This is a genomic window from Pseudenemella bisphenolivorans, assembly GCF_051133435.1.
Classification (GTDB): Bacteria; Actinomycetota; Actinomycetes; order Propionibacteriales; family Propionibacteriaceae; genus JAAYAO01.
The window spans coordinates 238,525-264,866 of sequence record NZ_JBPGNY010000002.1; the positions used below are offsets into that span (position 1 = coordinate 238,525).

General features: G+C 67.1%; 21 protein-coding genes. 14 read left to right on the forward strand and 7 right to left on the reverse strand.

What is annotated here, in order from left to right:
• Nucleotides 1-2: 2 nt before the first annotated feature.
• Nucleotides 3-4,079 (reverse strand): type VII secretion protein EccCa, encoded by a 4,077-nt coding sequence (gene eccCa, locus ACR4XW_RS05975; protein ID WP_434759618.1) that lies wholly within the window; start codon nt 4,077-4,079, stop codon nt 3-5.
• Nucleotides 4,080-4,121: 42 nt separating this feature from the next.
• On the opposite strand from eccCa, the gene eccD reads away from it, so the two are divergent.
• Complete coding sequence (eccD, locus tag ACR4XW_RS05980; protein ID WP_434759619.1) at nt 4,122-5,492, forward strand: type VII secretion integral membrane protein EccD; 1,371 nt, start codon at nt 4,122-4,124, stop codon at nt 5,490-5,492.
• Between the two features lie 2 nt (nt 5,493-5,494).
• On the opposite strand, the gene ACR4XW_RS05985 is transcribed toward eccD, so the two are convergent.
• Complete coding sequence (locus ACR4XW_RS05985) at nt 5,495-6,202, reverse strand: hypothetical protein (protein WP_434759620.1); 708 nt, start codon at nt 6,200-6,202, stop codon at nt 5,495-5,497.
• Nucleotides 6,199-7,365, reverse strand: coding sequence for a type VII secretion protein EccE (gene eccE / locus ACR4XW_RS05990; RefSeq protein ID WP_434759621.1), 1,167 nt, complete (start codon nt 7,363-7,365; stop codon nt 6,199-6,201). The genes ACR4XW_RS05985 and eccE overlap by 4 nt, the downstream gene beginning before the upstream one ends.
• 106 nt (nt 7,366-7,471) lie before the next feature.
• Here eccE and eccB point away from each other — a divergent pair, with 106 nt between their 5' ends.
• The 5 genes from eccB to ACR4XW_RS06015 all read left to right on the forward strand — a co-directional run bounded on the left by eccB (nt 7,472) and on the right by ACR4XW_RS06015 (nt 11,798).
• Nucleotides 7,472-8,827, forward strand: coding sequence for a type VII secretion protein EccB (gene eccB / locus ACR4XW_RS05995; RefSeq protein WP_434759622.1), 1,356 nt, complete (start codon nt 7,472-7,474; stop codon nt 8,825-8,827).
• 174 nt (nt 8,828-9,001) lie between these two features.
• Nucleotides 9,002-9,319, forward strand: coding sequence for a WXG100 family type VII secretion target (locus ACR4XW_RS06000; protein WP_434759623.1), 318 nt, complete (start codon nt 9,002-9,004; stop codon nt 9,317-9,319).
• 42 nt (nt 9,320-9,361) lie between these two features.
• Nucleotides 9,362-9,655, forward strand: a complete 294-nt coding sequence (locus ACR4XW_RS06005; protein ID WP_434759624.1) for a WXG100 family type VII secretion target — start codon at nt 9,362-9,364, stop codon at nt 9,653-9,655.
• A 137-nt stretch (nt 9,656-9,792) separates the two neighbouring features.
• A complete protein-coding gene (locus tag ACR4XW_RS06010) occupies nt 9,793-10,158 on the forward strand; it encodes a hypothetical protein (RefSeq protein ID WP_434759625.1) in 366 nt (121 codons plus the stop codon).
• Nucleotides 10,158-11,798 (forward strand): WXG100 family type VII secretion target, encoded by a 1,641-nt coding sequence (locus ACR4XW_RS06015; RefSeq protein ID WP_434759626.1) that lies wholly within the window; start codon nt 10,158-10,160, stop codon nt 11,796-11,798. Before ACR4XW_RS06010 ends, ACR4XW_RS06015 begins: the two co-directional genes overlap by 1 nt.
• Nucleotides 11,799-11,858: 60 nt before the next feature.
• Here ACR4XW_RS06015 and ACR4XW_RS06020 read toward each other — a convergent pair whose 3' ends face one another.
• Together ACR4XW_RS06020 and aat are read right to left on the reverse strand one after the other, a co-directional pair.
• On the reverse strand, nt 11,859-12,734 hold the full coding sequence (locus tag ACR4XW_RS06020) for an Fpg/Nei family DNA glycosylase (protein ID WP_434759627.1): 876 nt from the start codon (nt 12,732-12,734) through the stop codon (nt 11,859-11,861).
• Nucleotides 12,735-12,746: 12 nt separating this feature from the next.
• On the reverse strand, nt 12,747-13,421 hold the full coding sequence (aat, locus tag ACR4XW_RS06025) for a leucyl/phenylalanyl-tRNA--protein transferase (protein WP_434759628.1): 675 nt from the start codon (nt 13,419-13,421) through the stop codon (nt 12,747-12,749).
• A 78-nt stretch (nt 13,422-13,499) separates the two neighbouring features.
• Here aat and ACR4XW_RS06030 point away from each other — a divergent pair, with 78 nt between their 5' ends.
• The 3 genes from ACR4XW_RS06030 (at nt 13,500) to ACR4XW_RS06040 (ending at nt 17,700) form a co-directional block, all read left to right on the forward strand.
• On the forward strand, nt 13,500-14,171 hold the full coding sequence (locus ACR4XW_RS06030) for a hypothetical protein (protein ID WP_434759629.1): 672 nt from the start codon (nt 13,500-13,502) through the stop codon (nt 14,169-14,171).
• Between the two features lie 116 nt (nt 14,172-14,287).
• A complete protein-coding gene (locus tag ACR4XW_RS06035) occupies nt 14,288-15,904 on the forward strand; it encodes an ABC transporter substrate-binding protein (RefSeq protein ID WP_434759630.1) in 1,617 nt (538 codons plus the stop codon).
• Between the two features lie 182 nt (nt 15,905-16,086).
• Nucleotides 16,087-17,700 (forward strand): ABC transporter substrate-binding protein, encoded by a 1,614-nt coding sequence (locus ACR4XW_RS06040; RefSeq protein ID WP_434759631.1) that lies wholly within the window; start codon nt 16,087-16,089, stop codon nt 17,698-17,700.
• A gap of 67 nt (nt 17,701-17,767) precedes the next feature.
• On the opposite strand, the gene ACR4XW_RS06045 is transcribed toward ACR4XW_RS06040, so the two are convergent.
• On the reverse strand, nt 17,768-18,373 hold the full coding sequence (locus tag ACR4XW_RS06045) for a TetR/AcrR family transcriptional regulator (protein ID WP_434759632.1): 606 nt from the start codon (nt 18,371-18,373) through the stop codon (nt 17,768-17,770).
• A 176-nt stretch (nt 18,374-18,549) separates the two neighbouring features.
• Between ACR4XW_RS06045 and ACR4XW_RS06050 the strand changes: the two genes are divergently transcribed.
• From ACR4XW_RS06050 to ACR4XW_RS06070, 5 genes are all read left to right on the forward strand, one after another.
• Nucleotides 18,550-20,877, forward strand: coding sequence for an arylsulfatase (locus ACR4XW_RS06050; protein WP_434759633.1), 2,328 nt, complete (start codon nt 18,550-18,552; stop codon nt 20,875-20,877).
• A gap of 7 nt (nt 20,878-20,884) precedes the next feature.
• On the forward strand, nt 20,885-21,709 hold the full coding sequence (locus ACR4XW_RS06055; protein ID WP_434759634.1) for a TauD/TfdA dioxygenase family protein: 825 nt from the start codon (nt 20,885-20,887) through the stop codon (nt 21,707-21,709).
• 122 nt (nt 21,710-21,831) lie between these two features.
• Entirely contained in the window at nt 21,832-23,454 is a 1,623-nt protein-coding gene (locus tag ACR4XW_RS06060) for an ABC transporter substrate-binding protein (protein ID WP_434759635.1), read from the forward strand.
• The gene (locus ACR4XW_RS06065; RefSeq protein ID WP_434759636.1) at nt 23,454-24,650 is read left to right on the forward strand and encodes an NAD(P)/FAD-dependent oxidoreductase; all 1,197 of its coding nucleotides are present in this window, start codon (nt 23,454-23,456) and stop codon (nt 24,648-24,650) included. Before ACR4XW_RS06060 ends, ACR4XW_RS06065 begins: the two co-directional genes overlap by 1 nt.
• Before the next feature lie 99 nt (nt 24,651-24,749).
• A complete protein-coding gene (locus ACR4XW_RS06070; protein WP_434759637.1) occupies nt 24,750-25,706 on the forward strand; it encodes an AraC family transcriptional regulator in 957 nt (318 codons plus the stop codon).
• A 1-nt stretch (nt 25,707) separates the two neighbouring features.
• Here the strand turns inward: ACR4XW_RS06070 and ACR4XW_RS06075 are convergent, their stop codons facing one another.
• Nucleotides 25,708-26,217 (reverse strand): 2,4'-dihydroxyacetophenone dioxygenase family protein, encoded by a 510-nt coding sequence (locus ACR4XW_RS06075; RefSeq protein WP_434759638.1) that lies wholly within the window; start codon nt 26,215-26,217, stop codon nt 25,708-25,710.
• Between the last annotated feature and the right edge of the window lie 125 nt (nt 26,218-26,342).

The following is a 26,342-nucleotide window of genomic DNA, read 5'->3' on the forward strand; positions in this document are numbered from 1 at the left end:
GCTCACTCCTTGGGCGGCAGATTCGCCGCCTGTACGAGTACTGCCCCGGATCGGGTCACCAGGGTGCCGCGGCCCGGTGGCAGCGGGGAGGGCTTGATATTGCCCAGCAACGCGCCCTCGTCCCGGGTGCCGCTCATGATCAGGCCGGGGTTCGCCCCGTCCTTCATCCGGGCCAGGATCTGGTCGGAGAAAGCGGCCCGGCCGGCGCCGCCCATGCCACGGGCGACGATGATGTGCAGGCCGATGTCACCGGCCTGGGAGACCAGGTCGAAGAAGGGTTGCAGGGCGTTGCCCATGCTGGTGGCGACCAGTTCGTAGTCGTCGACCACGATGAACAGGTCCATGCCCTTCCACCACGAACGGTCGCGCAACTGCTGCTGGGTGACATCGGGGCCGGGCAACCGGCTGCGCACCGCGTCGGCACAGTTCTTCATCAGGTCGGTGGCCGCGGTCTGCGAGGCCGCGTACCCGATCAGGTGTTCGTCGGGTACCGCACCGAGCAGTGAGCGGCGGTAGTCGAGCAGGGCGATCCGGGCCTCGGACGGGTTGAAGCGGCTGACGATGCCGGCCAGCATCGTGCGCAACACGGTCGACTTGCCGCATTCGGGGGCGCCGTAGATCACGAAGTGCGGTTCGGTCATCGGCGACATCCACACCGGCGACAGTTCGAGTTCGTCGATCGCCCACGGGAAGCGGCGGTCCTGACCGTCCCAGGCCACCGCCGGCAGTTCGTGGAAGGGCAGGTTGTCGGGCAGCAAGCGCACCGGGGCGGCATGCGGGCCCTGCCAGGCGCCGTTCACCGAGGCGACGAAGTGCTTCACCCCGTCGGAGATGTCCTCGGCCGATTCGACCGAGTCGATCCGTGGCAGGCCGATCAGCATGTGCAGCCCGTCGGGCGACAGGCCGCGGCCCGGACGTCCGGCCGGCACCAGGGCGGCCAGCTTGCGGTTCAGCTCCGATTCGAAGGCGTCGCCGAGTTTCAGCTCGATCCGGCTCTGCAGCAGGTCGCGGATGCCGACCCGGAACTCCGACCACTTGTTGCTGGTGGCCACCACGTGGATGCCGAAGCCGAGGCCGCGGGCCGCCAGATTGGTGATCTGCGACTCCATCTCCTCGAACTCCTGGCGCAGCGTCATCCAGCCGTCGATGACCAGGAACACATCGGTCGGGAACCGGTCGGCCGGGATCGTCCCGTCCCGCCGGCCGCGTCGGTAGGTGGGCATACCGTCGATGCCCTGTTCGCCGAAGGCGACTTCGCGGTTCTGCAGCAGGGACGTGATTTCGGCGATCGTGCGGCGCACTTTGTCGACGTCGAGGCGGGAGGCGACCGAACCGACGTGGGCCAGGTCGCGCAGCGACCCGAGCGCGCCACCACCGAAGTCGAGGCAGTAGAAGCCGACCTCCTGCGGGGTGTGGGTGAGCGCCATCCCGGCGATCAGGGCCCGCACGCCCATCGATTTACCCGACTGCGGGCCACCGACGATGGCCACGTTGCCGCCGGCACCGGACACGTCCACCCACATCGGGTCGCGGCGCTGCTGGCGGGGTCGGTCGACCAGCGCCACCGGGGCCTGCAGGATGCCGTGTGCCCGGGGGTCTGCGGTGGTCAGACCGCGGCCCTCGACGACCGTCAGTTCGCCGCCGATGAGCTGGTCCATCGTGGGCGGATCGTCCAGTGGCGGCAGCCACACCTGGTGGGCCGGCCACCCCTTGCCGCGCAGCCGGTCGACCACGATGTCGAGCAGGGTTTCCTCCTCCTGCTCCTCGTCCTCGGACGGTTTCGGCTCGGGCTCGGGTTCGGGCCGCTCGGCGGCCGGTTCGACGCTGATCGGTTCCGGTTCGGGTTCGGGGGGTTCGACCGGGGCGACGTACTCGGGGACGAACTCCAGCACCGGCGGCACCCAGGCATTGGTGGTCACCAGGGCACCGGGTTCGCCGTAACCACCGGACGGGCCGGCTACTTCCTGGGACGATCCGCGCCAGGGGCCGGAAACGTAGGCGGCCTTGAACCGCACCATCGACTGTTCGTATTTCAGGTAGCCGTTACCGGGTGCCGAGGGCAGTTCGTAGGCATCGGGCACGCCGAGCACGATCCGCGACTCGGCCGGCGAGAAGGTGCGCAGACCGATCCGGTACGACAGGTAGGTGTCCAGGCCGCGGAGTTTGGATTCCTCCAGCCGCTGGGTGGCGAGCATCTGGTGCACGCCCAGCGACCGGCCGACTCGTCCGATCATCATGAAGGTGTCGAGGAACTCGGGCCGGGCGGTCAGCATCTCGGAGAACTCGTCCACCACGATGAACAGGCTCGGCATCGGCGCCAGATCGGCACCCTCGCGGCGGGCCTCGTCGTAGTCCTCACGGTTCTTGTAATTGCCCGAGGAGGCCAGCACCTCCTGGCGGCGGGCCATCTCACCCTCGATCGCGTCCTGCATCCGGTCGACCAGGGTGAGTTCACCCTCGAGGTTGGTGATCACCGCGCTGACGTGCGGCAACTCGTCCAGACCGAGGAAGGTCGCACCACCCTTGAAGTCGACCAGCACGAAGTTCAACTGATCGGGCGGGTGGGTCATCGCCAGGCCGAGCACATGGGTGCGCAGGAACTCCGACTTACCCGAACCGGTCGCGCCGATGCACAGGCCGTGCGGGCCCCAGCCGCCGAGGGCGGCCTCCTTGATGTCCAACTCGACCGGACGGCCGTCCTCACCGTTACCGATCGGCACCCGCAGTCGCTGGTGCACCGGACGCAGTTTCCAGGCCTGGCGCACATCGATGGTCAGCGGGTCACCCACCCCGACCTGGGCCGGGTAGTCCTTGGGGGGCTCGAAGACGACTTCCTCGCCCTCGGTGTCATCGTCCTCGGCGGTCTGGGTGGTCGGCATCCGGTACGGGGCCAGGCCACGGGCGAGCATCTCGGCCATCACCATCGGCAACTGGTCGGGTTTGCCCAGCGGGGTGCTGGCCACCTGCACCGATTGGGCGCGGCGGTGCAGGGTGAGGGTCTCGGGGTGCACGTCCAGCACCGCGACGCCGGCCTCGATCCGCTTCGGACGTTCTCGCAGGCGGGTCACCTCGATGGTGGTGACGTGACTGCTGGGGGTGGACAGCGAATCGGCCGACACGCCCGGTACCCCGTCCACGATCAACACGATCTGGGACGGCACCGAGTCGAGTTGGCTGGTCAACCCCTCGGTGACCTGCGCCAACTGGGTGGCGTCGGTGGCGAACATGCGGGTTTGGCCGACCCCGTCGGTGCGGGTCGGGTGCTGCAGATGCGGCAACCACTTGACCCACTTCCACTCGTCGACCACTTCGGGGGCGGCGCAGACGATCACCGCCAGGTCGGTGGGGGCGTGCCAGGCCGCCGCCTGGGCCAGCATCGCGTAGGCGAGTCGGCGTTCGGCCTCGACATCGCCGACGAGTTGGACGTAGTTGAAGCCCTTCAGGCTGAGCGCCAGCGGAATTCCCGGGACGGTGCGGTGGGTGCGCATGAACCGGCGCAGGGCACCGGTGGTGAGCGGTTCGAGGTCTTCGATCGGCTTCGATTCCGGCGGGGTGATCCGCTGGGCGAACTGCTGTGGGCCGACCGAGATTCGCACCGAGGCGAAGTCGTCGGAATCGACCCGGCGTTCCCACATCCGCCGGTGCCCGGCCAGTGACCAGAGATCCTGGGGGGCGGGATGTCGCCACAGGGTGGCCTTGCGCTGGGCCTCGGCGGTGGCCCGCACCTTCTTGCGGGTCTGCCCCAGGTAACGGAAGTAGTCGCGGCGGGCGGCGTCCAGTTGTTGGGCCTGATCGTCGTTGCCGCGGCCGGTCTGCGACAGCATCATGCCGAGCATCGAGATGCCGTACATACCGCCCATCACGCCGCCGAGCACGCCACGGGAACCGCTCATCATCATCATCGCCATCGCGCCGGCACCGGCGACCATCGGCAGCATCCGCAGGATCGCGCCGAAGTTGCGTCCGGTGGCGGGCGGCGGAACCTCGGGAGGGGACTCCAACAACAGGTCGCCGCGCGGGTGCGGCGGCGGCTGGGCCCGCTTGGGCCGGTTGAAGGTGATCACTCCCACGAAGGACATGTAAGCAGAGTGATGGCCCACGGGTCGGTACGCTTCAGCACTGTGAGCACAACCACCGGTGAGGATCTGGCCCGGGTGACGGTGATTTCACCCACTCGGAGAATCGACCTTGCCCTGCCCGGAAGTACCACCCTGGGCGAGTTGTTGCCGAACATCATCCGGTTCTCCGGTTACGAGAGCGGTACCGCCAACGAGGCGGTGCACACCTGGGTGCTGCAGCGCTTCGGTGAGGACCCGCTCGACCCGACCAAATTGGTGTCGTCGCTGAACATTCGCGACGGCGAAACCCTGCATCTGCGGCAGCGCGATGCTTCGATGCCCGACGCGGCCTTCGACGATGTGGTGGACGCGGTGGCGACCGCCACCACCACCCAGCCGGCCTGGCAGCCCCGCCACAGTCGGCGGGTGGCACTGCTGGTGCTGGCCGGGCTGGTGGTCGGCGTCCCGGCCCTGTTGTTGCTGACCAGTGGCTCGTTGGCCTCGGCGGTGATCGCGCTGACCATTTCGGTGTCCCTGGGCATCACCGCGGTGCTGTTGTCGCGGGCCTTCGGCAAGGCTCAGGTCGCGGCCTCGATGGCGTGGATGGCGGTGGCCCTGGCCGGGCTCGGCGGGTTCTTCCTGTTACCGGCCGAGTTACCGATCGCCCTGCTCACCGCGTCGGCGGTGGTGTTGGTGTTGGCCGGCGCCATGGCCCTCGGCGCCCAGGTGCACACCTATCAGTTCATGGCCGTCGCGGTGACCGCGCTGGTGTTGGTGGTGGTCACGATGATCATCGTGTTGACCACCGACAAGGCCGTCCAGGTTTCGGCGGTGACGCTGGTACTCGTGTTGGCCGTCACCCCGCTGCTGCCCTCGCTGTGCTTCGCCCTGGCCCAGGTGGCGATGCCGAACCTGCCGACCACCAGCGAACAGTTGATGGCCGACGACGAGCCGGTGCAGGCCGACATCGTGGTGCGCGCGGTGACCGCCGACAAACTGCTCAGCTCGCTGCTGTTGGCCTCCTCGGTGCTGGCCGTGGTGCTGGCCGTCCCGGTGATTCTGGACGGGCGCTGGGCGAGTCTGGCCCTGACCGGTGCGGCCGGCCTGGCCCTGATGTTGCGGGCCCGGGCCTTCGTCGGCCTGTCCCAGCGGCTGTCGCTGTTGGTGGCCGGAATCCTGGTCACCTTCGCCACGGCGGGCTTCTGGGTGTGGACCAGCGAACCGTCGATCATGCGCACCGCGCTGGTCACCGGGCTGCTGGTGCTCGCCGCGATGCTGCTCGGGGTCTACGCGTCGTCGATGTACAACGTCATCATCAGCCCCCAGTGGGGCCGCTTCGGCGACATCTTCGAATGGCTCGCCCTGTTGGCGATGGTGCCGCTGGTGTTGCAGGTGCTGAACCTCTACATGTGGGCCTACGGCCTGAGCGGCTGAAATCAGCCGCCGAACAGGAGCTGGTATTCGGTCTGGGTCGGCGGTACCGCCAACCGCAGCAGTCGGCGTGGCATCGCCAGCGCCACTTCGGATTCGGCCAGATCGGTGACCGTGCGCAGTTGGGCCTGGTTCAGCGCGTAGGCCCGGCGCAGGTTGTCGGAGGTGCGCCCGTCAACCGGGGAGACCAGCGCCAGATCGCACGACCGCAGCGCGAACACCGAACCGGAATGGGCCGCGTCGGCGGTGATCAGCATCGCCTGCCAGGGGCCGAGTTGTTCCTGCACTCCCTCGTACCAGTCGGCATCGTCCACGATCAGCGACGGACGATAGGGACGGCCGGCGCCGGGGGCGACCGAATCGGGGCCGAGCAGCTCGGCGGTGCCGCCGCAGGCACTGATCCGGTCGACCAGGCTCTGCCAGGAGCCCGGGTCGTTGGCGAAGATCGACACGTGGGCGCCCAGCGAGATCGCCCGGAAGGTCAACAGCCAGGTCACATACTGCGGCACCGCGAGCAGCACCCGGGTGGGCTGGGAGCGGAACAGCCGCACCGTCACCGGCCCCTTGTTGCTGCCCTCACCGAGCACCATTCCGGACGGGCCGGTGCGTACCACCGGGTTCTCCACCGGGGCGGCCGCCGGCATCACCCACTCGGTGCCGGCGTTCTCGCCCGACTGTTCGGGCAGGTCCCAACCGCTGAAGTCCTGGGTCATGCCACCGCCCCCCGTCCGAGTGGCACGGTGGCCAGCATGGTCGGCACCTGGGCTCCCCCGGGGGCACCGAACCTGACCTCACCCGACATCACCGAGGTGACGTGGTCGACCGCGGGGCCGGCGCTGGCCTCGTTCGGCGTGACCAGCCGGATGCCGCCGGTGGCGGGGTGCTTCGGCGACAGGGTGTAGGACGTGATCGCGAACAACACCGGGGCCGAGGCGACCGCCTGGAGCAGCCGTCCGTACCCGAGTGAGGCGCTGGCCCCCCAACCGGTGATCACCCGGCCGGTGTGCAGCAACCCGTCGCAGGTCCAGTGCTGCCAGTCCTCGCGGGAGCGTTCGGCATAGGCGTCCGGCCCCGAACCGGAGGTCAGCGCGAGCACCTCGTAGATCTCCACCGGGTTCAGGGCCCGGGTTTCGATGCCCTGGCGTTTCAGCACCGTCTGCACCCGGTGCAGGCCGAACCGCAAGGTGGCGTAAATCCCGTCCGAGCCGGCTCCGCGGCGGGTCACCGCCGGGACGCACAGTCGCGGGTCGAGCCGCAGGCACAGCCAGGTGCGTTGCACCGTCGGCGGCACCTGCCCCTCGGTCACTTCGCGGTAGGCCCGGGCGGCCGGGGAGTTCGGGGCGAGCAGGGCGGTGGTGGGGGCGGGCACGGTGTAGGTGAGCACCTGGACGCCCTCGAAGACCACATCGTCCTGCCGGGTCAGCCCGCTCAGCGCGGCCAGGTTCAACTCCTCGCCCTTGTCGGCCAACAAATGTTCGTCGGAGGTGAGCGCCAGTACCGCCGACCAGGCGGTGCCGTCGGTGATCACGCCGACCTCGTCGCCTCGTCCGGTGAGGGTTTGGCTGACCGCCAGCCCCGGCACCCATTGGGCCAGCGGCACCAGGTCGTAGGGCACCCCGGCGGTGTCGGCCCGCTGCCCGGTGCGTCGGCCGTAGGCCAACCGGGCCCGGATCGCGGCCAGCAGGGAGCGGCCCCCGACCGGGATGAACAGCACGGCGGTGATCACCACCACCGCGGCACCCACCACATAGCCGATCGGCTGACGGGTGAGGAAACACAACAGGGCCACCAGCAGGGCGATTTCGAGCACCAGCCAGCGCCCGACACCACGCAACCCGCCGTGGCGTTGCGGATGCGCCGCGAGCTGGTCGGCCATCTGTCCCCTCCTGTGACCTCGGACGGCACATACTCTATGGGCAGTCGGACCATAGGCTGTCCGACGAACACCGATCCGACCGACGCGGCGAAGGGAACCGACAGCGATGGCAACGCGCAAGGACCTCCTCAAGGCCCACGCGTTCGTCACCCAACGGCTCAAGGCCGCCCTGGTCAGCCGCCGCCCCGATGATGCCGAACGGCCGCTGCGCCGGTTGGGTACCGGGCTGTTCGCTTCGGTGATGATCGGGGTGCTGATCACCGCCGGTTTCGGTGTGGTCGGGTTGGTGCGCGGCGGCACGTCCACCTCATGGCAGGACAAGGACCACGTGATCGTGAACTCCGAGACGGGGGCGGTGTTCGCCTACCTGGCCGGTGAGTTGTACCCGGCCAGCAACATCACCTCGGCCAAGCTGGCCACCGGCGGGGCCGAGTTGAAGAAGCTGAAGTCGCGCTCGCTGCGGGGCTTTCCGGAGCAGAACCCGATCGGTATCGAGGGTGCGCCCAAGCAGTTGCCCGACCCCAAGTCGATGGGGGCCTACCCGCTGCGGGTGTGCAGTACCGCCCCCGACGACAAGGATCAGCGCTTCACCACCCTGGAGGTCGGCGCCGGGGACGTCCCCGACGGCAACGCCACCTTCGCGGCCCGGGATTCCTCCGGTGAGGTGTACTTGATCGTGAACGGCCGGGCCCACCCGGTGCCCACTCCCGAGGGCAGCAGCATTCCCCCGGTGCTGTCCTTCCTGGGCTTCAACACCGTGGTCGAGCCCGGTGACCGGTTCCTGAACACGCTGCCGGCCGGCAGCCCGCTGGAAGCCCTGGACATCCCGAAGTTCGGTGAGCAGTCGGTGCGTCCGCCCAATGCGGGCTCGACCAAGATCGGTTCGCTGTTCCATGTCGAAGGGGCCACCACCACCTACTACGTCCTGCTCGAGGACGGCCTGGCCGAGATCGCACCCCTGGAAAGTGCGGTGCTGGCGGCCGAGCACGACATCGAGAGCACCCCGATCAGCGCCGCCGAGGCGGCCCGGGTGATCGGTACCGAGCAGATCTCCAAACCCGACGTACCGCGCACCCTGCCCGAACCCGACCGCAATGTGGCCGACCCGAGTTCGGTGGCGGTGTGTGCCTCCTGGCCCGATGCCGATTCCGAACCCCGGCTGGCCCTGGCGGTCGACACCCCCGAAGCGGGCACCGCGGCCAGCACCGTCCAGGCCGCCGATGTGGTGGTGATGCCGACCCTGCACGGTGCGCTGGTCACCGCCGAATCCGGTGACACCGCGATTCTGGTCACCGAGTCGAAGCGTTTCGGAATCGCCTCGGACGAGGATCGGGGGGCGCTGGGCTACGGGGAGTTGACCCCCGAACGCATTCCCACCGCAATTCTGACGCTGATTCCCGAGGGCCTGGACCCGGGTCTGATGTTGTCCAAGGACGCGGCCCTGCAACCGGTGGGCCGGTGACCACAGCTCGTCTGAGCACCCGTACTCAATTTCGGCCGGATGCCGAAATCGGACGAAAACACTGACCCATAGGGCCGTTAGTGTCGAACACCAGATGGAACGCCGGATGCGACAACGCGCGTCAGGTTCACACGTAAGCGGGCGTCAGCCCGAAACTACTTGGAGGACATCATCATGTCGGGTAACACCTCTGTTGACCGCGCAGAAATGGCCAAGGCGGCCGGCCAGATCGAAGAATCCGCCAACGCTATCGACGGCGTGCAGCGCAACCTGCAGAGCCGCGTTCAGGGCCTCATCGGCTCGGGCTGGCAGGGTAACGCCGCGCAGGCCTTCCTGAACGCCTTCACCGACTTCGACAGCCAGTTCGCCCGCGTACAGCAGGCCCTGGTCGGCATCCACGAGAACCTCTCGTCGACCCAGATGAAGTACAGCAGCACCGAAGAAGAGCAGGCCCAGTCGACCAACGCGATCTCCGCGATCCTCAACGGCTGACCACCACCCCATCAACCACAGATCATTTAGGAGAAGAGCACAGTGTCTGACTTCACTTCGGTAAACGCCGGTGCGATGCAGCAGGGCATCGCCGACCTGAACACCGCCTACAAGGCCCTCACCGAGCAGCTGTCGACCCTCGAGGGCCAGCTGAACTCCTCGCTCGCCCAGTGGGACGGCGCCGCCCGTGAGGCCTACCGCGCCGCCAAGTCCGAATGGGACGGTGCCGCGAACCACATGGGAGAGGTGATCGCCAAGATGCAGCAGGTGATGACCCAGATCTCCGAGAACTACGACTCCAACGAGCGAGCCATCCAGGGTTCTTGGGGCGCCTGATTCCTCTCTGACGTGCGGATCAGCACCCCGCCCACGGTGGGTGTGTCGACTACGGTTGACGCGCCCACCGTTTCGGCCGTCCGGGGCCGCATCGCGGCCCACCACACCTTTGGCGTCACCCCCGAATGGAGCAATCCGTGACCGACGACTCCCGAATCAAATCCAACGTCACAGTCGACCCCGGGAGCATTGCTGCTTTTGCCACCTTTCTCGACGAGATGCTCGACGAGATCCGCGACATCGAAGACCGCCTGGAGCCCTTCGCCACCGGGGTGAAGAAAGTTGACTTCGGTGAATTCCAGACCAGCTCCGGTGCCCAGTCGCGGCACCTCACCTTGGCCGAGAAGGCTCACGAGAACGTCCGCACCCTGGCCGGACGCACCGAAGAACTCGTGCACGGTACCGACGAACTCGCCCGCCAGTACGCAAACCTGTCGGCGTTGAACGGCACCCGGGCCAATGAGATCACCACCGCGCTGAACCAACCCGTCAAGGAGGCCTGATGCAGCCGCATACGAGGATTCACGACGGTGGCGGCGGTTCCAACCTGTACGGCCGCACCCAGCGCGAGTTGCTGGCCTATGTCGCCTCCCCCGCCCTGAACACGCTGGACGAGGCCCACGACATGTGGAAGGACGTTTCCACCCGGGCCGGGCAGATCCGCGAGCTGATCATCCAGCGGCTCGACCGGTTGACCGCCGAGGGCGGCTGGACCGGGGCCGGCGCGGAGGCCTACCGGACGATGATCACCGACGATCTGGTGCGTCATCTGACCGCACTGGAGGACACCGCCGACGACTACGCCAAGAAGTTGTCCCCGGTCACCGGCGCGATCTCGACGTCCTGGCGCACCGCCGAGCAGAACAACATCCCCTGGGATGTGCAGACCCAATGGAAGACCCGCCGGCAGCATGTCGACCAGAGCATCTTCGGCAAGTTCGACGAGTTCTTCACCGGTGAGGACGAGGCCTACGAGGAAGCCAAGGCCAACGCGCCGACCGAGGTCGTCGACGGCAATGAAGCGATCGTGAAGACCGTTCCGAAGCCGGAGTGGGATTCCGCGCTGGCGGCGAACCCCGACCTCCCGCCCCCGCTGATCTTCCAGGCCGTGTCGTCGCCGGTGACCCGGTTGACCCATCAGTTCGACCGGTTGCTCGAGTGGGTGCACCTCAACGACACACCGCACAGCAATGTGCAGGGCGCCGCGCTGTCGGTCGAGACGGCGATGTCGGACTACCAGCCCGATGACTTCCCCACCTTCGAGTATCGCGGTGGGGCTTACAGCGAAAAGCAGACCGACACCCCTGCTCCGCCGGCGCCCACACCCCCCGGCGGTGGCGGCGGCAGCGGTGGTGGCGGCGGTGGCAGCACCACTCCGCCCGGCGGCGGTGGCGGAGGCGACACGACTCCCCCCGGCGGCGGTGGCGGTGGTGGCGGCAGCACCACTCCGCCCGGTGGCGGTGGTGGCGGTGGCGGAGGCCCGGTGCCGATGCCTCCGCCCGGTGGCCCGATCGACGACCCGCCCGGTGGCTGGGTCGGACCCCCGCCCGAGGGGCCCATTGTCGAGGTGCCCATCGTGGACGACCCGCCCCGCGGGCCGATCATCGAGGCTCCCGAAGTCCCGATCGTCGAACCTCCCGGTGGGATCGGTGATCCGCCGGGTGGACCGATCGAGCCTCCCGGTGGCCCGATCGGCGAGCGTGACCCCGGAACCTCTCCGGCCGGTCTCGGCGGGATCGGTGGCCCGGTCGGGTCGCCGGCTCCGACCGGTGCGGTGATGACCGGTTCCCCGGCCCCGCAGCCGGGTGGCATCGGTGCGATGGGCAGCCCGATGGCCGCCGGAATGATGGGTGGCGGTGCGATGGCAGGCTCCCCGGGCACCAGCTTCCAGGTCAACGGCGCCGGCCGCGCGACGGTGAACCCCGGCTCGACCGGAAACATCGCCGGTTCGGGTTCGGGTGGCGACGGTGCCGGACGCGGCGGTGGTTCCGGCATGGGCGGTGGCGCCCCGATGGCCGGTCGCCGCCAGAACCAGCGCAAGGACGAGGAAGAAGAGGTCGACGAGACCGAGGGCGTGTGGCTGGAGGAAGAGGAGAGCGTGTGGGGTGACGGTCAATCCGCTCCCCCGCCGGTGATCCGCTGACCTCAACCGCACCAGTGGCCCGTCCCGAATCAGTCGGGGCGGGCCACTGGCATCTGGGTGCTATTTCAGCAGCCGGGACATTCGCCGATCTGCCAGCGGCTTGCCGTCGGTCTGGCAGGTCGGGCAGTACTGCCAGGACGAGTCGCTGAACGACACCTCGGCCACGGTGTCCCCGCACACCGGGCAGGCCTCTCCGGTACGTCCGTGCACCCGCATCCCGCTGCGTTTGGTGTCCTTGAGGTCGGTCGGTTCCACCCCGTCGGCACGGTCGGCGGCCTCCTGCAGCACTTGGCGCAGCACCGTCCACAGGTGTTCCACCCCGCCGGCATCGAGGCTGTTGGCCGGGGTGTAGGGGCTCATCTTGGCGGTGTGCAGAATCTCGTCCGACCAGGCATTGCCGATGCCGGCGATCAAGCGTTGGTCGCGCAGCACGGTCTTGATCCGGGTGCGGCCCTGCCCGGCCAGAATCTCGCCCAGCGCATCGGCGTCGAAGCTGTCGGCCAGCGGGTCGGGGCCCAACTCGGCGAGCAGCGGAATCTCCCCCGGGTCGTGCACCACCCAGATCGCGGCATGCCGCTGGGTACCGGCCTCGGTGATCTCGACACAGGTGTCGTCGTCGAAACCGATCCGCAACAGCAACGGACCCTTGCCACCGAGGCGGGGCGGTTTGGCCGGGGTGGGCCCGGTACGCACCCAGCCGGCGCGGGCCAGGTGCACCACCAACCAGTGCGGTTGTTCGTCCACCAGCACCGACCAGGCCAGGAACTTGCCGAACCGGCAGACCTCGTCGACCGTGCCGCCGATCAGCGCGGTCAGGGGTGGGTCGTAGGTTTTCAGCGCCGCGATCGCCGCCGGGTCGGCGCGGGTCACCGTCCGGCCGGCGCATCGCTCGGCCAGGTGGGAACGCAACGCCTCGACCTCGGGTAGTTCGGGCATATCGCCATCGTGTCACCCGGGCGGCGAACCGGTCCAGGGTGGTTGCGCCGGCCAGGGTCCGCCGGGCCGGGCGGCGGCGTGGGCGGCGGCGCGCAGATAGATCTCGCGGGGCATCTCGATCGCCCCGAGGCTTTCCAGGTGCGGGGTCTGCCATTGCACGTCCAGCAGGACATCGCCGATCCGTTGCATCGTGAACACCAGGGCCATCAGCGCGACCTTGGAGGCGTCGGTGCCGTACTCGGGGTCGTGGAACATCGATTCGCCCGCGAACAACCGCCCGACCCGCACCCCGTACAGGCCACCGGCCAGCCGGCCCTGTTCATCCCACACCTCGATCGAGTGCACGAACCCCAGCCGGTGCAATTCCAGGTAGAGCCGGGTGATGTCGTCGCTGATCCACCAACCCGGACGGGTCGGGTCGGCACAACGGCGGATCACCTCGGCACAGGCCCGGTTGGAGCTGATCGTGTACTTGCGGGCCGATCGCCGCAGGGAGCGGGAGATGTGCATCCCGTGCAACGGCACAATGGCCCGGTTCAGCGGGGAGAACCAGCCGAAGACGTCCTCGATCGGCATCGGGAAGACCCCCTCCCGGTAGCCGGCCACCAGCATCTCGGGGGTCGGCTCTTCCGACCAGCCGATCAGATCGTCGTCCGGCCAGTACTCGGGGTCACCGAAGATGGACACGCACCGATTGTGCCCCGTCCCGGGCTCGGGTTGGTGGGCCTGCGTACTCTGGGGATGTTCATAACTCAGGAGGGGCCCATGGCCAACGACATGCACAACTTGGCTCTGGTCCCGTTGGCGAGGATCGCCCCGTCACCGGTGACCAAGACGCTGCGCCGCATTCTGGAAGCCGGCATCGACGGCGCCGGCCCCCTGCCCACCGCGAAGTCCGCCGCCGCCGGCCACTTGGGCCGGTCCCGTGATGTCGACGTGGCGATCGACCGGCTGATCCTGACCCACACCGGGTTGGCCAGCGCCCAGGGCTTCGCGACGAATATCGGCGGCATCATCACCACTGCGGTGACCCTGCCGGCGAACATTGTCGGGCTGGCCGTGGTGCAGGTGCGCATGTTGGCCGCGATCGCCCACCTGCGTGGCTACGACGTGGGTGACTCCCGGGTGCGTACTGCGGTGGTGATGTGCCTGCTCGGCGACGACATCGGTTCGCTGATCAACGACGAGCACCTGCCGTCCTCACCGATGGCGGTGGCGACCGCGCCGGTGTTCGACCCCGAGTTGGATCACAAGGTCGCCCAACTGGTGCTGGCCGGGCTGTTCTCCCAAAGCAGCGGCAAGCGGCTGACCGTCCTGGCCGGCAAGCGCGTCCCCCTGCTCGGTGGCGGGGTCGGCGCCGTGGTCGACGGGTACGCCACCCACCGGCTCGGGCAGTACGCCAAGGAAGCCTTCGTGGCCCGCCGCGCCCTGCGCTGAGAGGCTTTACCGCTCCCACTGGGCGGGAAAGGAATTTCTCGCAGGTCCCCCTCTGTTGTTGAGATTCGGCGGACGGCAGCCCGACCGTGGCATGCCACCGACGCAGGAGAATCGCAATGAAGCGACAGAGACTCACCACGGCCGCCGCTTTGCTGGCCGCGTGCGCGCTGGCTTTCACCGCATGCGCGCGCAATGAACCGGGAGAGCCGGGCGAAAAGGGCCCGGACGAGAAGACCGCCGACTATTACACCCCCGGGGTGTACGACAAGGAAACCCCCGGGGAGCCGACCGACGGTGGCACCCTGACCTTGGCCGACTACGCCGAAACCCGCAGCCTCGACCCGTCCAAGACCGTGGCCACCGGCTACTCGGGCGGCACCTCGCTGGTGGCGGTCTACGACCAACTGGTGCGCTGGAACGTGCGCGAGCAGGAGTTCGAGCCGCGGTTGGCCGAATCGGTGGAGCCGAACGACGATTACACCGAGTGGACGATCAAGCTCCGCAAGGATGTGAAGTTCTCCGACGGCACCCCGGTGAATGCCGACGCCGTGATCGGCTCGTTCAACTACTACATCGAGAACAAGGGCTATGACCTGGCCGTGGTCGGGCCGCTGTGGGCCGGTGCCGAAAAGGTCGACGACGAAACCGTCAAGGTGAAGTTGCGCGCCGCGTGGGCCACCTTCCCCTTCGCGCTCGGCATGGGCATGGGCTTCATCGTCGCCCCGGCCGCGATCGAGGGCGGACCGGACAACTTCAAGCCGATCGGCGCCGGTGCCTTCACCTTCGAGTCCTACAAGCCGCAGGAAGAACTCGTCCTGGCCGCCAACCCGGAATACTGGGATGGCAAGCCGCACCTGGAGAAGCTGCGCATGGTGTGGCTGGGTGCCGACGAGACCAAGAACGAATCCCTGCAGTCCAATGCCGTGCAGGCGATGGTGGTGCGTGACATCCGCATCGTGAAGCAGATTCGTGAGGCCGACGGTTCGGGCTGGGTGTCGCTGGACAACATGGGCAACATGATCAACGTCAACCACGCCGAGGGCCGGCCCGGCGCCAACCCGAAGGTGGCCAAGGCGATCGCCCACGCCATCGATGAGCAGGCGCTCTACGACCGGATCTACGACGGCGAGGGGCTGCCCACCAAGCACATCTTCGGCAAGGAATCCCGCTGGCACAACGCCGACGCCGAGGCTCCCGAGTACGACATCGAGCAGGCCAAGAAGCTGCTCGAGGAGGCCAAGTCCGAGGGCTTCGACGGCAAGGTGGTGCTCACCTCCAGCGCCGACCCGATCTCGCGCGACCAGGCCATGGTGCTGAAGGCCCAGTTGGAGGCGGCCGGCTTCACGGTGGAGAACGATCTGGTGCGGTCGATCGCCGACATCACCAACAAGATCTACATCGAGCGCAACTACGACTTCGCCCGTAGCGCGCTGTCGGTGACCGAGGCCGATCCGTTCTGGCGGCTGTACAGCAGCTTCTACTCCACGGCGGCAAGTAACTCCTCCGGCTACGCCGACAAGGATTACGACGCCATGGTCGACGAGTTGCGCAGCACCGATATGGACGATCGCGAGGAGATCGTGAAGAAGATCGAGCAGAAGTTCCTGGAGGACCTGCCCGCGATCAGCCTGGCCAACAACGCCAACATGGTGGCCTGGTCGAACAACGTGTTCGGGGTGCAGCCCACCAACGACGCGATGCTCGGCTTCGAGAAGGCCTGGATCGCCAACTGATCCGCACTTCGCGAAACATCTAGGGGGCTCCGGTTTCGGCCGGGGCCCCCTTTCGCGTCCGAGCGCGTTACCGAATCGTTAGATAACGCTTACCGGCCATCGAGAGCGGAACGCTGAGCAAGCGGTTTCCTGTGTTGTTCTCTCCGGCAACACTCGCAAGACAAACCGGGGGATTTCGACCCATGAAGCGTTCCAGACTCACCGCCCTCACCGCTCTCGCGGCAGCCGGCGCCATCGCCCTGTCCGCCTGTACCCGCGCCGAACCACCCGCCGAACCCGACGACCCCGCCCAGGGCACCAACTCGGTCTTCGAGCCGGGCTTCTTCGAGAAGGACGCCCCCGCAGAACCGACCGACGGTGGCACCCTGACCGTCGCCGACTACGCCGAAGCCCGCACCTTGGACCCCAGCCGGGCGATCGCCACCGGCTACTCGGGCGGTTCGTCCCTGATCGCGGTCTACGACCAACTCGTGCGCTGGAACCAGCGTGACCAGGCCTTCGAGAACCGGTTGGCCGAGTCGGTGGAGCCGAACGACGACTACACCGAGTGGACGATCACGCTGCGCAAGGATGCGAAGTTCTCCGACGGCACCCCGGTGAATGCCGACGCGGTGATCGGCTCGTTCAACTACTACATCCAGAACAAGGGCTTCGACCTGGGTGTGGTCGGTTCCAAGTGGGGTGGCGCCGAGAAGGTCGACGACACCACGGTCAAGGTGAAGCTGCGCGAATCGTGGGCGACTTTCCCCTTCGCGCTCGGCATGGGCATGGGCTTCATCGTCGCCCCGGCGGCGATCGAGGGCGGGCCGGACAACTTCAAGCCGATCGGCGCCGGTGCCTTCACCTATGAGTCCTACAAGCCCCAGGAAGAACTCGTCTTGGCCGCCAACCCCAACTTCTGGGAGGGCAAGCCGCACCTCGACAAGCTGCGCTTCGTCTGGGTCGGGGCCGATGAAACCAAGTACGACAGTCTCACCTCCAACAGCGTCCAGGTGGCGGTGATCCGCGACCTGCGGATGACCAAGCAGTCCCGCGAGGCCGATCACTCCGGCTGGCTGACCATCGAGTCGCTGGGCAACATCATCCAGGTGAACCAGGCCCAGGGCCGTCCGGGCAGTGATCCGGCCGTGTCGAAGGCCATCGCCCATGCGATCAACGAGGAGGAACTCTACGACCGGGTCTTCGACGGTTTGGGTCTGCCCACCAAGCGACTTTTCCCGCCCGGTTCGGTGTGGCACAACGAGGACGTCGAGGCCCCGGAGTTCGACCCGGAGCAGGCCAAGAAGTACTTGGAAGAAGCGAAGGGCAACGGCTTCGACGGCACGGTGAAGATGATCAGCCTGGCCGATCCGATCTCGCGTGATCAGGGGCTCACCCTGCAGGCGCAACTCGAGGCCGCCGGTTTCAAGGTCGAGAACGACTTCGTGCGCACCGTCACCGACATCACCACCAAGATCCATATCGAGCGCGACTTCGACTTCGCCCGCACTGCGCTGGCGATCAATGACGCCGACCCGTACTGGCGCTTGTACAGCGGCTTCCACTCCAAGTCGCCGGCCAATGCCTACGGCTACGCCGACGATGAGTTCGACGCCCTGCTCGAAGAACTGCAGGCCACCCCGGTCGACGAACGGGCCGATGTGCTCAAGCGCGTCGAGGAGCGGTTCCTGTCCGACCTCCCGGCGATCACCTTCGCCGGCAACGTCACCTTCATCGCCTGGCAGCAGAATGTGCACGGCGTGCAGCCGACCAATGATGCGATGGTCGGCTTCGAGAAGGCCTGGATCGCGAACTGAGTCGCACCAGGCATTCCAGGGGGAGGCTCCGGCTCGGCCGGGGTCTCCCCCTTCGCCGTCCGGTCGACTAACCGAGGTGGGAGGGCGCCTCGACCAGCACGGTCATCGCCTCGATCAGGCATTCGACGGTGAAGGCCGCTGCGGCATCGTCCAGCTTCTCGTGCTCCAGGCGGCGTTCCAGGTCGGCGAGGGTACGAGTCGTCAACGTCACGACCATGCGACGACGTTCCTCGCGAACGTCCTCACCCACGTCCGGCATCCGCTCCGACAGCAACCGCATCACCTCTTGGGAGTTGCTGTTGTGTTGATCGTCGAAGGGTTCGAACGCCTTGCCGCGACCCAGGTAGCGATCGATGAAGCGCGCATAGGCCCAGCTCCCCCGGGAGGACACCACGGCATCGGCCAGCGGCATGACATAGGCGCGCACGATCTCGGTGGTCGAGGGGTCGGCCGTCATCTCGGCCAGCAGTTGCCCCCGACTCCGGTTGAGCGGCACCATCCGCAGGTCGTAGAGGCCCTGGATCAGGCCCTTCTTGTCGCCGAAGTGATACTGCACCGCCGAGTTGTTCCGCTGCCCGGCGGCTTCGCCCACCTGGCGCAGGGACACATGATCCACACCGTGCTCGGCGAACAATCTCTCGGCCGCGAGCAGGATGCGTTCTCTGGTGTCCACGTCTGTCAGTCTGCCCGAATCCTCACGACCGGAAAGGTCATTGACACCTCCCATGAGGGGTTCTAGCTTCTAAGTCATCCTGACTTAAACCTCGACTCGGTGCTCGCGCATACCTACATGGACCGCAGCACGACATCGTCCATGGCCTACCTGGACAAAGCCTGGAGGGACAACGAGTGAGCCTCGATCGCAAGCACCTACCGATTCATACCGACTTCCCGCAGTACACGGCTGTCGAGGATTACCGCGAGCAGGAGGCCGCACTGCCGCAGCGTCCTGCGGTCACGGCCCCCGAGGGTGCGCCGAACGTCCTGGTGATTCTGCTCGACGACATGGGGTTCGGCGCCCCGTCCACCTTCGGCGGCCCGTGCCGGATGCCGGTGGCCGACCGACTGGCCGAGGACGGTCTGCGGTTCACCCGCTTCCACACCACGGCGCTGTGCTCGCCGACCCGGGCTTCTTTGATGACCGGGCGCAATCATCACGCCATCGGCATGGGCTCGGTGGTGGAGCTCTCCACCGGTGCGCCGGGCTACGACGGGATTCGCCCCAGGTCCGCCGCCACGGTGGCACAGATCCTGCGCCACAACGGCTACGCCACCGGTTGCTTCGGCAAGTGGCACCAGACCCCGCCGTGGGAGCAGACCGCGGCCGGGCCCTTCGACCGGTGGCCGACCGGGGAGGGCTTCGACCAGTTCTACGGTTTCCTCGGCGGCGAGGCCAGCCACTACGAACCGACCCTGGTGCGGAACACGAACTTCATCGATCCCCCGAAGGAGGCCGCCGACGGCTACCACCTGTCGGAGGATCTGGTCGATCAGACCATCGACTGGTTGACCTCGCTGCGGCAGCAGTCCGACAAGCCTTGGTTCACCTACCTGTCCTTCGGCGCGACCCACGCGCCGCTGCACGTCCCCGAGTCCTGGCGGGACAAGTACCGCGGTGAGTTCTCGCACGGTTGGGACGCCGAACGCGACCGGATTCTGGCCCGGCAGAAGGCGCTCGGTGTGGTCGCCGACGACACCGCCCTGGCCCCCTGGCAGGAGGACATCCCGCGTTGGGACGACCTGAGCGAACAGCAACGCACCGTGGCCGAACGGTTGATGGAGCTCTATGCGGCATTCGCCGAGCACACCGACGCCCAGGTCGGGCGGCTGATCGAGCACCTCACCGAAACGGGTCAGTTGGACAACACCCTGATCCTCTACATCCTGGGTGACAACGGCCCTTCCGCCGAGGGTGGTTTCAACGGCACCTTGAACGAGACCATGCGCTTCAACCACGTCGAGGACACCGCCGAGCGCATTCACGATCAGTTGGACGATCTGGGCGGGCCGAAGACCTACCCCCACTACCCGACCGGCTGGGCCCAGGCACTCGCCACTCCCTACCAACACACCAAGCAGGTCGCCTCGCACTACGGCGGCACCCGCAACGGCATGGTGGTGCATTGGCCCGCCGGAACCGCCGAGGTCGGTCGGGCCTGCCACCAGTGGCACCACGTCAACGACGTGCTGCCCACCATCTGCGACGCGGTCGGGATCCCCGTCCCCGAGAGTGTGGACGGCGTGACCCAGGATCCCTTGGACGGGGTCTCCTTCCGGGAGGCCTTCGACAACGCCGAGGCACCGGAAACCCATCACACCCAGTACTTCGAGATGTTCGGCAACCGTGGCATCTACCACAAGGGCTGGACGGCGGTGACCTATCACCGCAGCCCGTACCTGATCAAGCGCCCCAGCACCCCGCTGGCCGATGACACCTGGGAGCTGTACGACACCACCACCGACTGGTCGCAGGCCGAGAACCTCGCCGACGAGCATCCGGAGATCCTCGAAGAGCTGCGCGCCCTGTTCGAGACCGAGGCCCGTCGAAACCGGGTTTTCCCGATCGACGACGGCACCACCCGCAATCGGATGAACGCCGACCTTGCGGGTCGGGTGCGGGTGCCGATCACCCGGATGCGACTCGGACCCCGGGACGGTTTCCTGCGTGAGGATGCGGTGCCGAACCTCAAGAACACCTCCTTCCGGATCACCGCGGCGCTGGATTCGCTCGCCGATGGCGTGCTGATCGCCCAGGGTGGCGGCTTCTCCGGTTGGTCGTTCTACCTATTGGACGGGCGTCCGGTCTTCGCCTACAACTACGTGGGCCGGGACCTGACGCACATCCGAGCCGACGAACCATTGACCGAGCTTCCCCGGAAGCTGATCGCGGACTTCGCCTACGACGGTGGCGGCTTGGGTCAAGGTGGCCTGCTGAGAATTCATGCCGACGACAAGCTCATCGGTGAGGGACGGGTGGACAAGACCGTCCCGTACTTCTTCTCCCTCGACCAGACCCTGAACGTCGGCGTCGACCGGGGCACCCCGGTCACCACCGACTACCCCCGTCCCCGCTTCCCCTATGCCGGCACCATCCGACACATCACGATCGAGCGGGGCGACGACGCCGCCACCCTCGCCGATGTCGGGCTGGCGCACGGCTACCTGAAGACGCAGTAGGTTCGCCATGCCCATCACGATTCAACCCAGCACAGTTGCCATCGGGGCGGAGGTCTCGGGTGTCGACCTGAGCCAACCCCTGAGCGGGGAGACCACCGCGGAGATCCTGGACGCCTTCCACCGCCACCAGGTGCTGTTTTTCCGCGACCAGCACCTGGACGACGCGGCCCACCGCGATTTCGCGTCCATCTTCGGCCCGCTGCACCTCTTCCGGTTCCTGCCGCCGGCCACCGAGGAAGTTCCCGAGGTGCACGTCCTGGACGTCGACGGCTCGAACCGCCGACCGACCTACAACGCCGATATCTGGCACTCCGACGTCACCTTCCTGGAGCACCCGCCGCTGGGGTCGGCCCTGCGTGCGGTACTCCTGCCGGAGGTCGGCGGCGACACCTTGTGGGCGTCGATGTACGCCGCCTACGAGGGTCTGTCCGACAAGGTGCAGCGCCTGATCGGCGACATGACCGCGATCCACGATGCGGCGAACTCGGTCAGCCACCGCAGTCAGGCCGCCAGTGCCGATTACCCGCCGGTGTCCCACCCGGTCGTGCGAATCCACCCGGTGACCGGACGCAAGGCCCTGTTCGTGAACAAGACCTTCACCACCCGACTGGAAGGCGTCACCGACCGCGAGAACGAATACCTCCTGAGCCTGCTCACCGACCACGTCCGCTCACCCGATTACCAGGTGCGCTTCACCTGGTCACCCGGCGCCATCGCGGTGTGGGACAACCGCTGCACCCAGCACTACGCGGTGGCCGACTACTCCGGACGGCGCCGGATGCACCGAGCGGTGATCGAACAAGAACGGCCGATGCCACCCGCCGACCTCTGAGGCGCCCGGATCACGGTTCGGAAACCGGCTTCCATTGAACGGGAACGCGGGTGCTTTTCTTTCCGGTGCCGTGTTGCCTGTGTCCGGACCAGAAGAATTTCATACTGACTGGGGAGTAACTAGTGAAGCGTTCCGGACTGTCCCGTTTTGCGGCGGTTGCAGCGGCCTGCGCATTGGCCCTGACAGCCTGCGCCCGCTCCGGGGATGACCCCGATGATGACAACAACGGCGGCCAAAAGGGCGATGCCGGCGATTACTACACGGCCGGTATTTTCGAGAAGGAAGCCCCCGGTGAACCCACCGACGGCGGCACCCTGACCATGGCCGACTACGCCGAGACCCGCAGCCTGGATCCGACCTCCACCATCGCGACCGGGTATTCCGGCGGGACCTCGCTGGTGGCGGTCTACGACCAGCTCGTGCGGTGGAACGAGCGCGAGCAGGACCTGGAGTACCGACTGGCCGAGAAGGTCGAGCCGAACGACGAATACACCGAGTGGACGATCACCCTGCGTGACGGTGTGAAGTTCTCCGACGGCACCCCGGTCAACGCCGACGCGGTGGTCGGATCGTTCAACTACTACCTGCAGAACAAGGGCTACGACGCCGCTGTCGTCGGGCCGTTCTGGGGCGGCGCCGAGGCGGTCGACGAGAAGACCGTCAAGGTGACGCTGCGTCAGGGCTGGGCCACCTTCCCCTTCGCCCTGGGCAAGGGCATGGGCTTCATCGTCGCCCCCGCCGCGATCAAGGACGGCAAGGACGGCTTCCAGCCGATCGGCGCCGGCGCTTTCAAGTACGAGTCCTACAAGCCCCAGGAAGAACTCGTCCTGGCCGCCAACCCCGACCACTGGGACGGCAAGCCGCACCTGGAGAAGCTGCGCTTCGTCTGGGTGGGTGCCGACGAGACCAAGTACGAGAGCCTGACCAGCGGGCAGGTCGACACCGCCCTGATCCGCAGCATCGAGCTGCTGAAGCAGGGTCGTGAAGCGGACGTGTCCGGCTGGGTGAAGCTCGAGGGCATGGGCAACGTGATCAACATCAACATGGCCGAAGGTCGCCCCGGCACCAACCTCAAGGTGCGTCAGGCCCTGGGCCATGCGCTGGACGAGCAGGACCTCTACCAGCGCGCCTTCGACGGACTGGGCAAGCCGTCCAAGCACGTCTTCGGCCCCGAGTCGAAGTGGCACAACGAGGACGCCCCGGCACCGGAACACGACCCGGAGAAGGCCAAGAAGCTGCTCGAGGAGGCCAAGGCCGAGGGCTTCGACGGCAAGATCGTGCTCACCGCCAGCGCCGATCCGGGTTCGCGGGAACAGAGCATGATCATGCAGGCCCAATTGGAGGCGGTCGGTTTCACCGTCGAGAACGACTTCGTGCGCACCATCGCCGACATCACCAACAAGATCTACATCGAACGCAACTACGACTTCGCCCGCAGCGCGCTGTCGATGGAAGAGGCCGACCCGTTCTGGCGACTGCAGGCGAACATGCACTCCAAGTCGCCCACGAACAGCTCGGGCTACGCCGATCCGGAGTTCGACGCCCTGGTCGACGAGTTGCGCACCACCGAGGGTGACGAGCGCAAGGACGTGTTGCAGCGGATCGAGGCCCGGCTGATGGATCAGATGCCGTACGTGATCCTGTCCGGTGCTCCGGCCTACGTCGCCTGGAACGACCACGTCCATGGCATCGTGCCGAGCAACGACGCGATGCTCGCCTTCGACAAGGCGTGGCTGTCGAACTGATGCCCACGGCACAGTTCGCCGTCGTCGGCGCCGGGCCACTGGGCTCGACCGCAGCACGTTATCTGGCCGAGGCCGGTGCCTCGGTGGTGCTGATCGGGCCCGGTGACCCGGCCGACGTCGACCCGAACCAGCCCTGGAGCGGTTGGAGCGACGAGAGCCGAATGTTCCACGCGGTGGATCTACCGCTGGTGTCGGCAATCCTGGCCAAGCGCTCCCGGGCCCGGTTCGGCGATCTCGAAGCCCGCTCCGGGGTGCAGTTCAGCACCGCCAACCCCTCGCTCACCGTCTCGGGGGCACCGCGGTCGGAACGCACCCCGGGCATCGAGATAGACACCCACTTCGACATCGCCACCCTGATGCAGAACGCCGCCGACATCGGCATCGAGGTGGAACGTATCGAGGCCGACGACCTCGCCGAGCGGTACCCCGCACTGCGCTTCAACGAGGGGCATTTCGGGCTCTTCCACGCCGACGGGCTGGTACTCAACCCGCGGCGTTACGTCGAGGCCCAACAGACCCTGGCCGAACGGGCCGGCGCCGGTCGGGTGCTCGATCACGCCATCTCGATCACCGAAGAAGCCGACGGGGTGAGCGTGCGGTTGGCCGGCGGGGACGAGGTGCGCGCCGAACAGGTGGTGCTGGCCGCGGGTGCCCACATCAACCTGGACGGTCTGTTGCCCCGCCCACTCGACACCACGGTGCTCGGCATCACGATCGCCCTGTTCGAGGTGGACGAGGACACCGAGTCCTTCCCCACCCTGATGTACACCGACACCACCTCGGCACATCCCTACTCGGGCCTGATCGTGCCCCCACTGCGCTACCCCGACGGCAAGCTGTACCTCAAGCTGGCCGGCACCGGTGGGCTGCGGATTCTGTCCTCGAAGGACGAAGCCACCGAGTGGTTGGCTGCCGGCGGGGACGGCGAGGGTGCCGCGGCGATGATCGGCGCATTGCAGCAGCTTCTGCCGGGGGTGCAGGTGCGTTCCACCGTCACCCGGCCCTGCCTGGCGAGCATGAACCACGCCAACACTCCCTACGTCGGCCACGTCGGGGAGCGGATGGTGGTGCTCACCGAGGGCGATCACGGGGTCACCGTCGCCGACGAACTCGGACGGCTCGCCGCCGATCTGGCCCGGTACGGAATCTGGCGCGATTCCTTGCCTGCGCATGTGTTCACGCCCCGGTTCCGCTGAGCCACGCAGCGGCCCAGAACCAGCGGAAACCCTTTACACGACACCCGCCGAGGTGCCTACACTGGCCCCCGCTTCTCCACTTGGGATCGGGGGTGCGGCATGGGGGCTGCCACTGCACTGGACCTGTCGGGCCTGTATCGCAGCCCGGTGCTCCGCTCCCGCCTGCCGGTTCCGTCCCATCGCGACCTCCGCCACACCATTTCCAGTCACGATCTGACGTGGGGACGCGGGCCGGTCAACACCTCGTTGTTTCGGCGCACCATCAATCACGTCAGTGTGATGTCGCTGGGCTATGGGGCCGAGGTGGAGATTCACGCCGAGAGCTTCGAGGGGTTCAGCCTGGTGCAGATGCCCCTGCGGGGCGTGGCCGAGTTCATCAGTGACGGACGGACCATGCTGATCCGCCCGGGTGAGGTCGCGATCGTGTCACCACGCCGGGAGGTGCGCACGCTGTGGCACACCGGTTGTGAACAACTCATCGTGAAGGTGCCGCATGCGCTGTTCGACGGCCTGTCCCCGCAGGACGCCGCCGGCGGGCTCGCTCCTGCCGGCAAGCTGGTCGGTCGCCAGGCCGCCCAATGGCTGGCCCTGATCCAACAACTTCTGGAGCTGGCCCCGTCGACCCACCCGGCCTGGTTGCGTCATGTCGAGAGTGGCCTCGCACTGTTTCTGCTGTGCCATACCGGCGAGCCCCTGCCACCGGACGAACCGATCGAGCTCGGTGGTCTGTCCCGACCCATGCCGACCCCGTTGCGGCAGGCGCAGGCTCACGTCCTGGGCAATCTGGACGCGTCGATCACCTTGGCCGATCTGGCCGCGGCCGCCGGGCTCAGCCAGCGCGCACTGCACGTCCTGTGCCGGCGCCACCTGGGCGAATCACCCATGACCTGGGTTCGCAACCTTCGCCTGGACGCGGCCCGGCGCCGTCTGCTGGCCGAGCCGCGCTCCAGCGTCACCGAGGTGGCACTGGAGCACGGCTTCACGCACCTGGGGCGCTTCTCGGCCTATTACCGGGCCCGGTTCGCGGAATTGCCGAGTGTCACCGGCTCCGGCTGATTCAGATGAACATTGATTTGTTGACCGGCAGATTATTCTCTTTGCAATAGCTCAAGTAATGGTCGATCATCCAGAAGACATCGACGATCTCGACGATGCGATCCTGTTCATCGAGGAATTCGATCGGGGTACCCAAATGGAAGAGGGTCTCCATACCCTCGTCGGAGTGCAGGGTGTGCGTGCGACCGGGGCTTTCGTGAATGTAATCGCCCGCGCGGGCGACCCAGTCGTATTCCAGGTAGCGCAGACTGCCCTTGAGCACGAAACCGGTCACCGTGGCGCGGTGCCGGTGTCGGCCGAGTGAGCCACCCTTGTCGGCGCGCATGATGTGCACCGACACACCGTTGCGGACGTCGAAGGTCAGGTGGCGCAACCAGATATTGGGAATGAACGGAATCCACGGCGAAGTTTCTTCCGACGAATCGTAATGCCCCTCCACCAGCGCGAATTGATCCCGAACCTCATCCAGGCGTTGTTCCACACCGATGTATTTGTCGAGAACTTGTTCCATGAGAAATCTCCTCCGGAGAATGAATTCGTAATGTGGGACTTCACTCTAGGATTCGACCTCGTACCGAACTATCCGACTTTTGCCTTCTTTGCCCGGCGTGCTGTCCGATTCCGGCACGAGCCCGC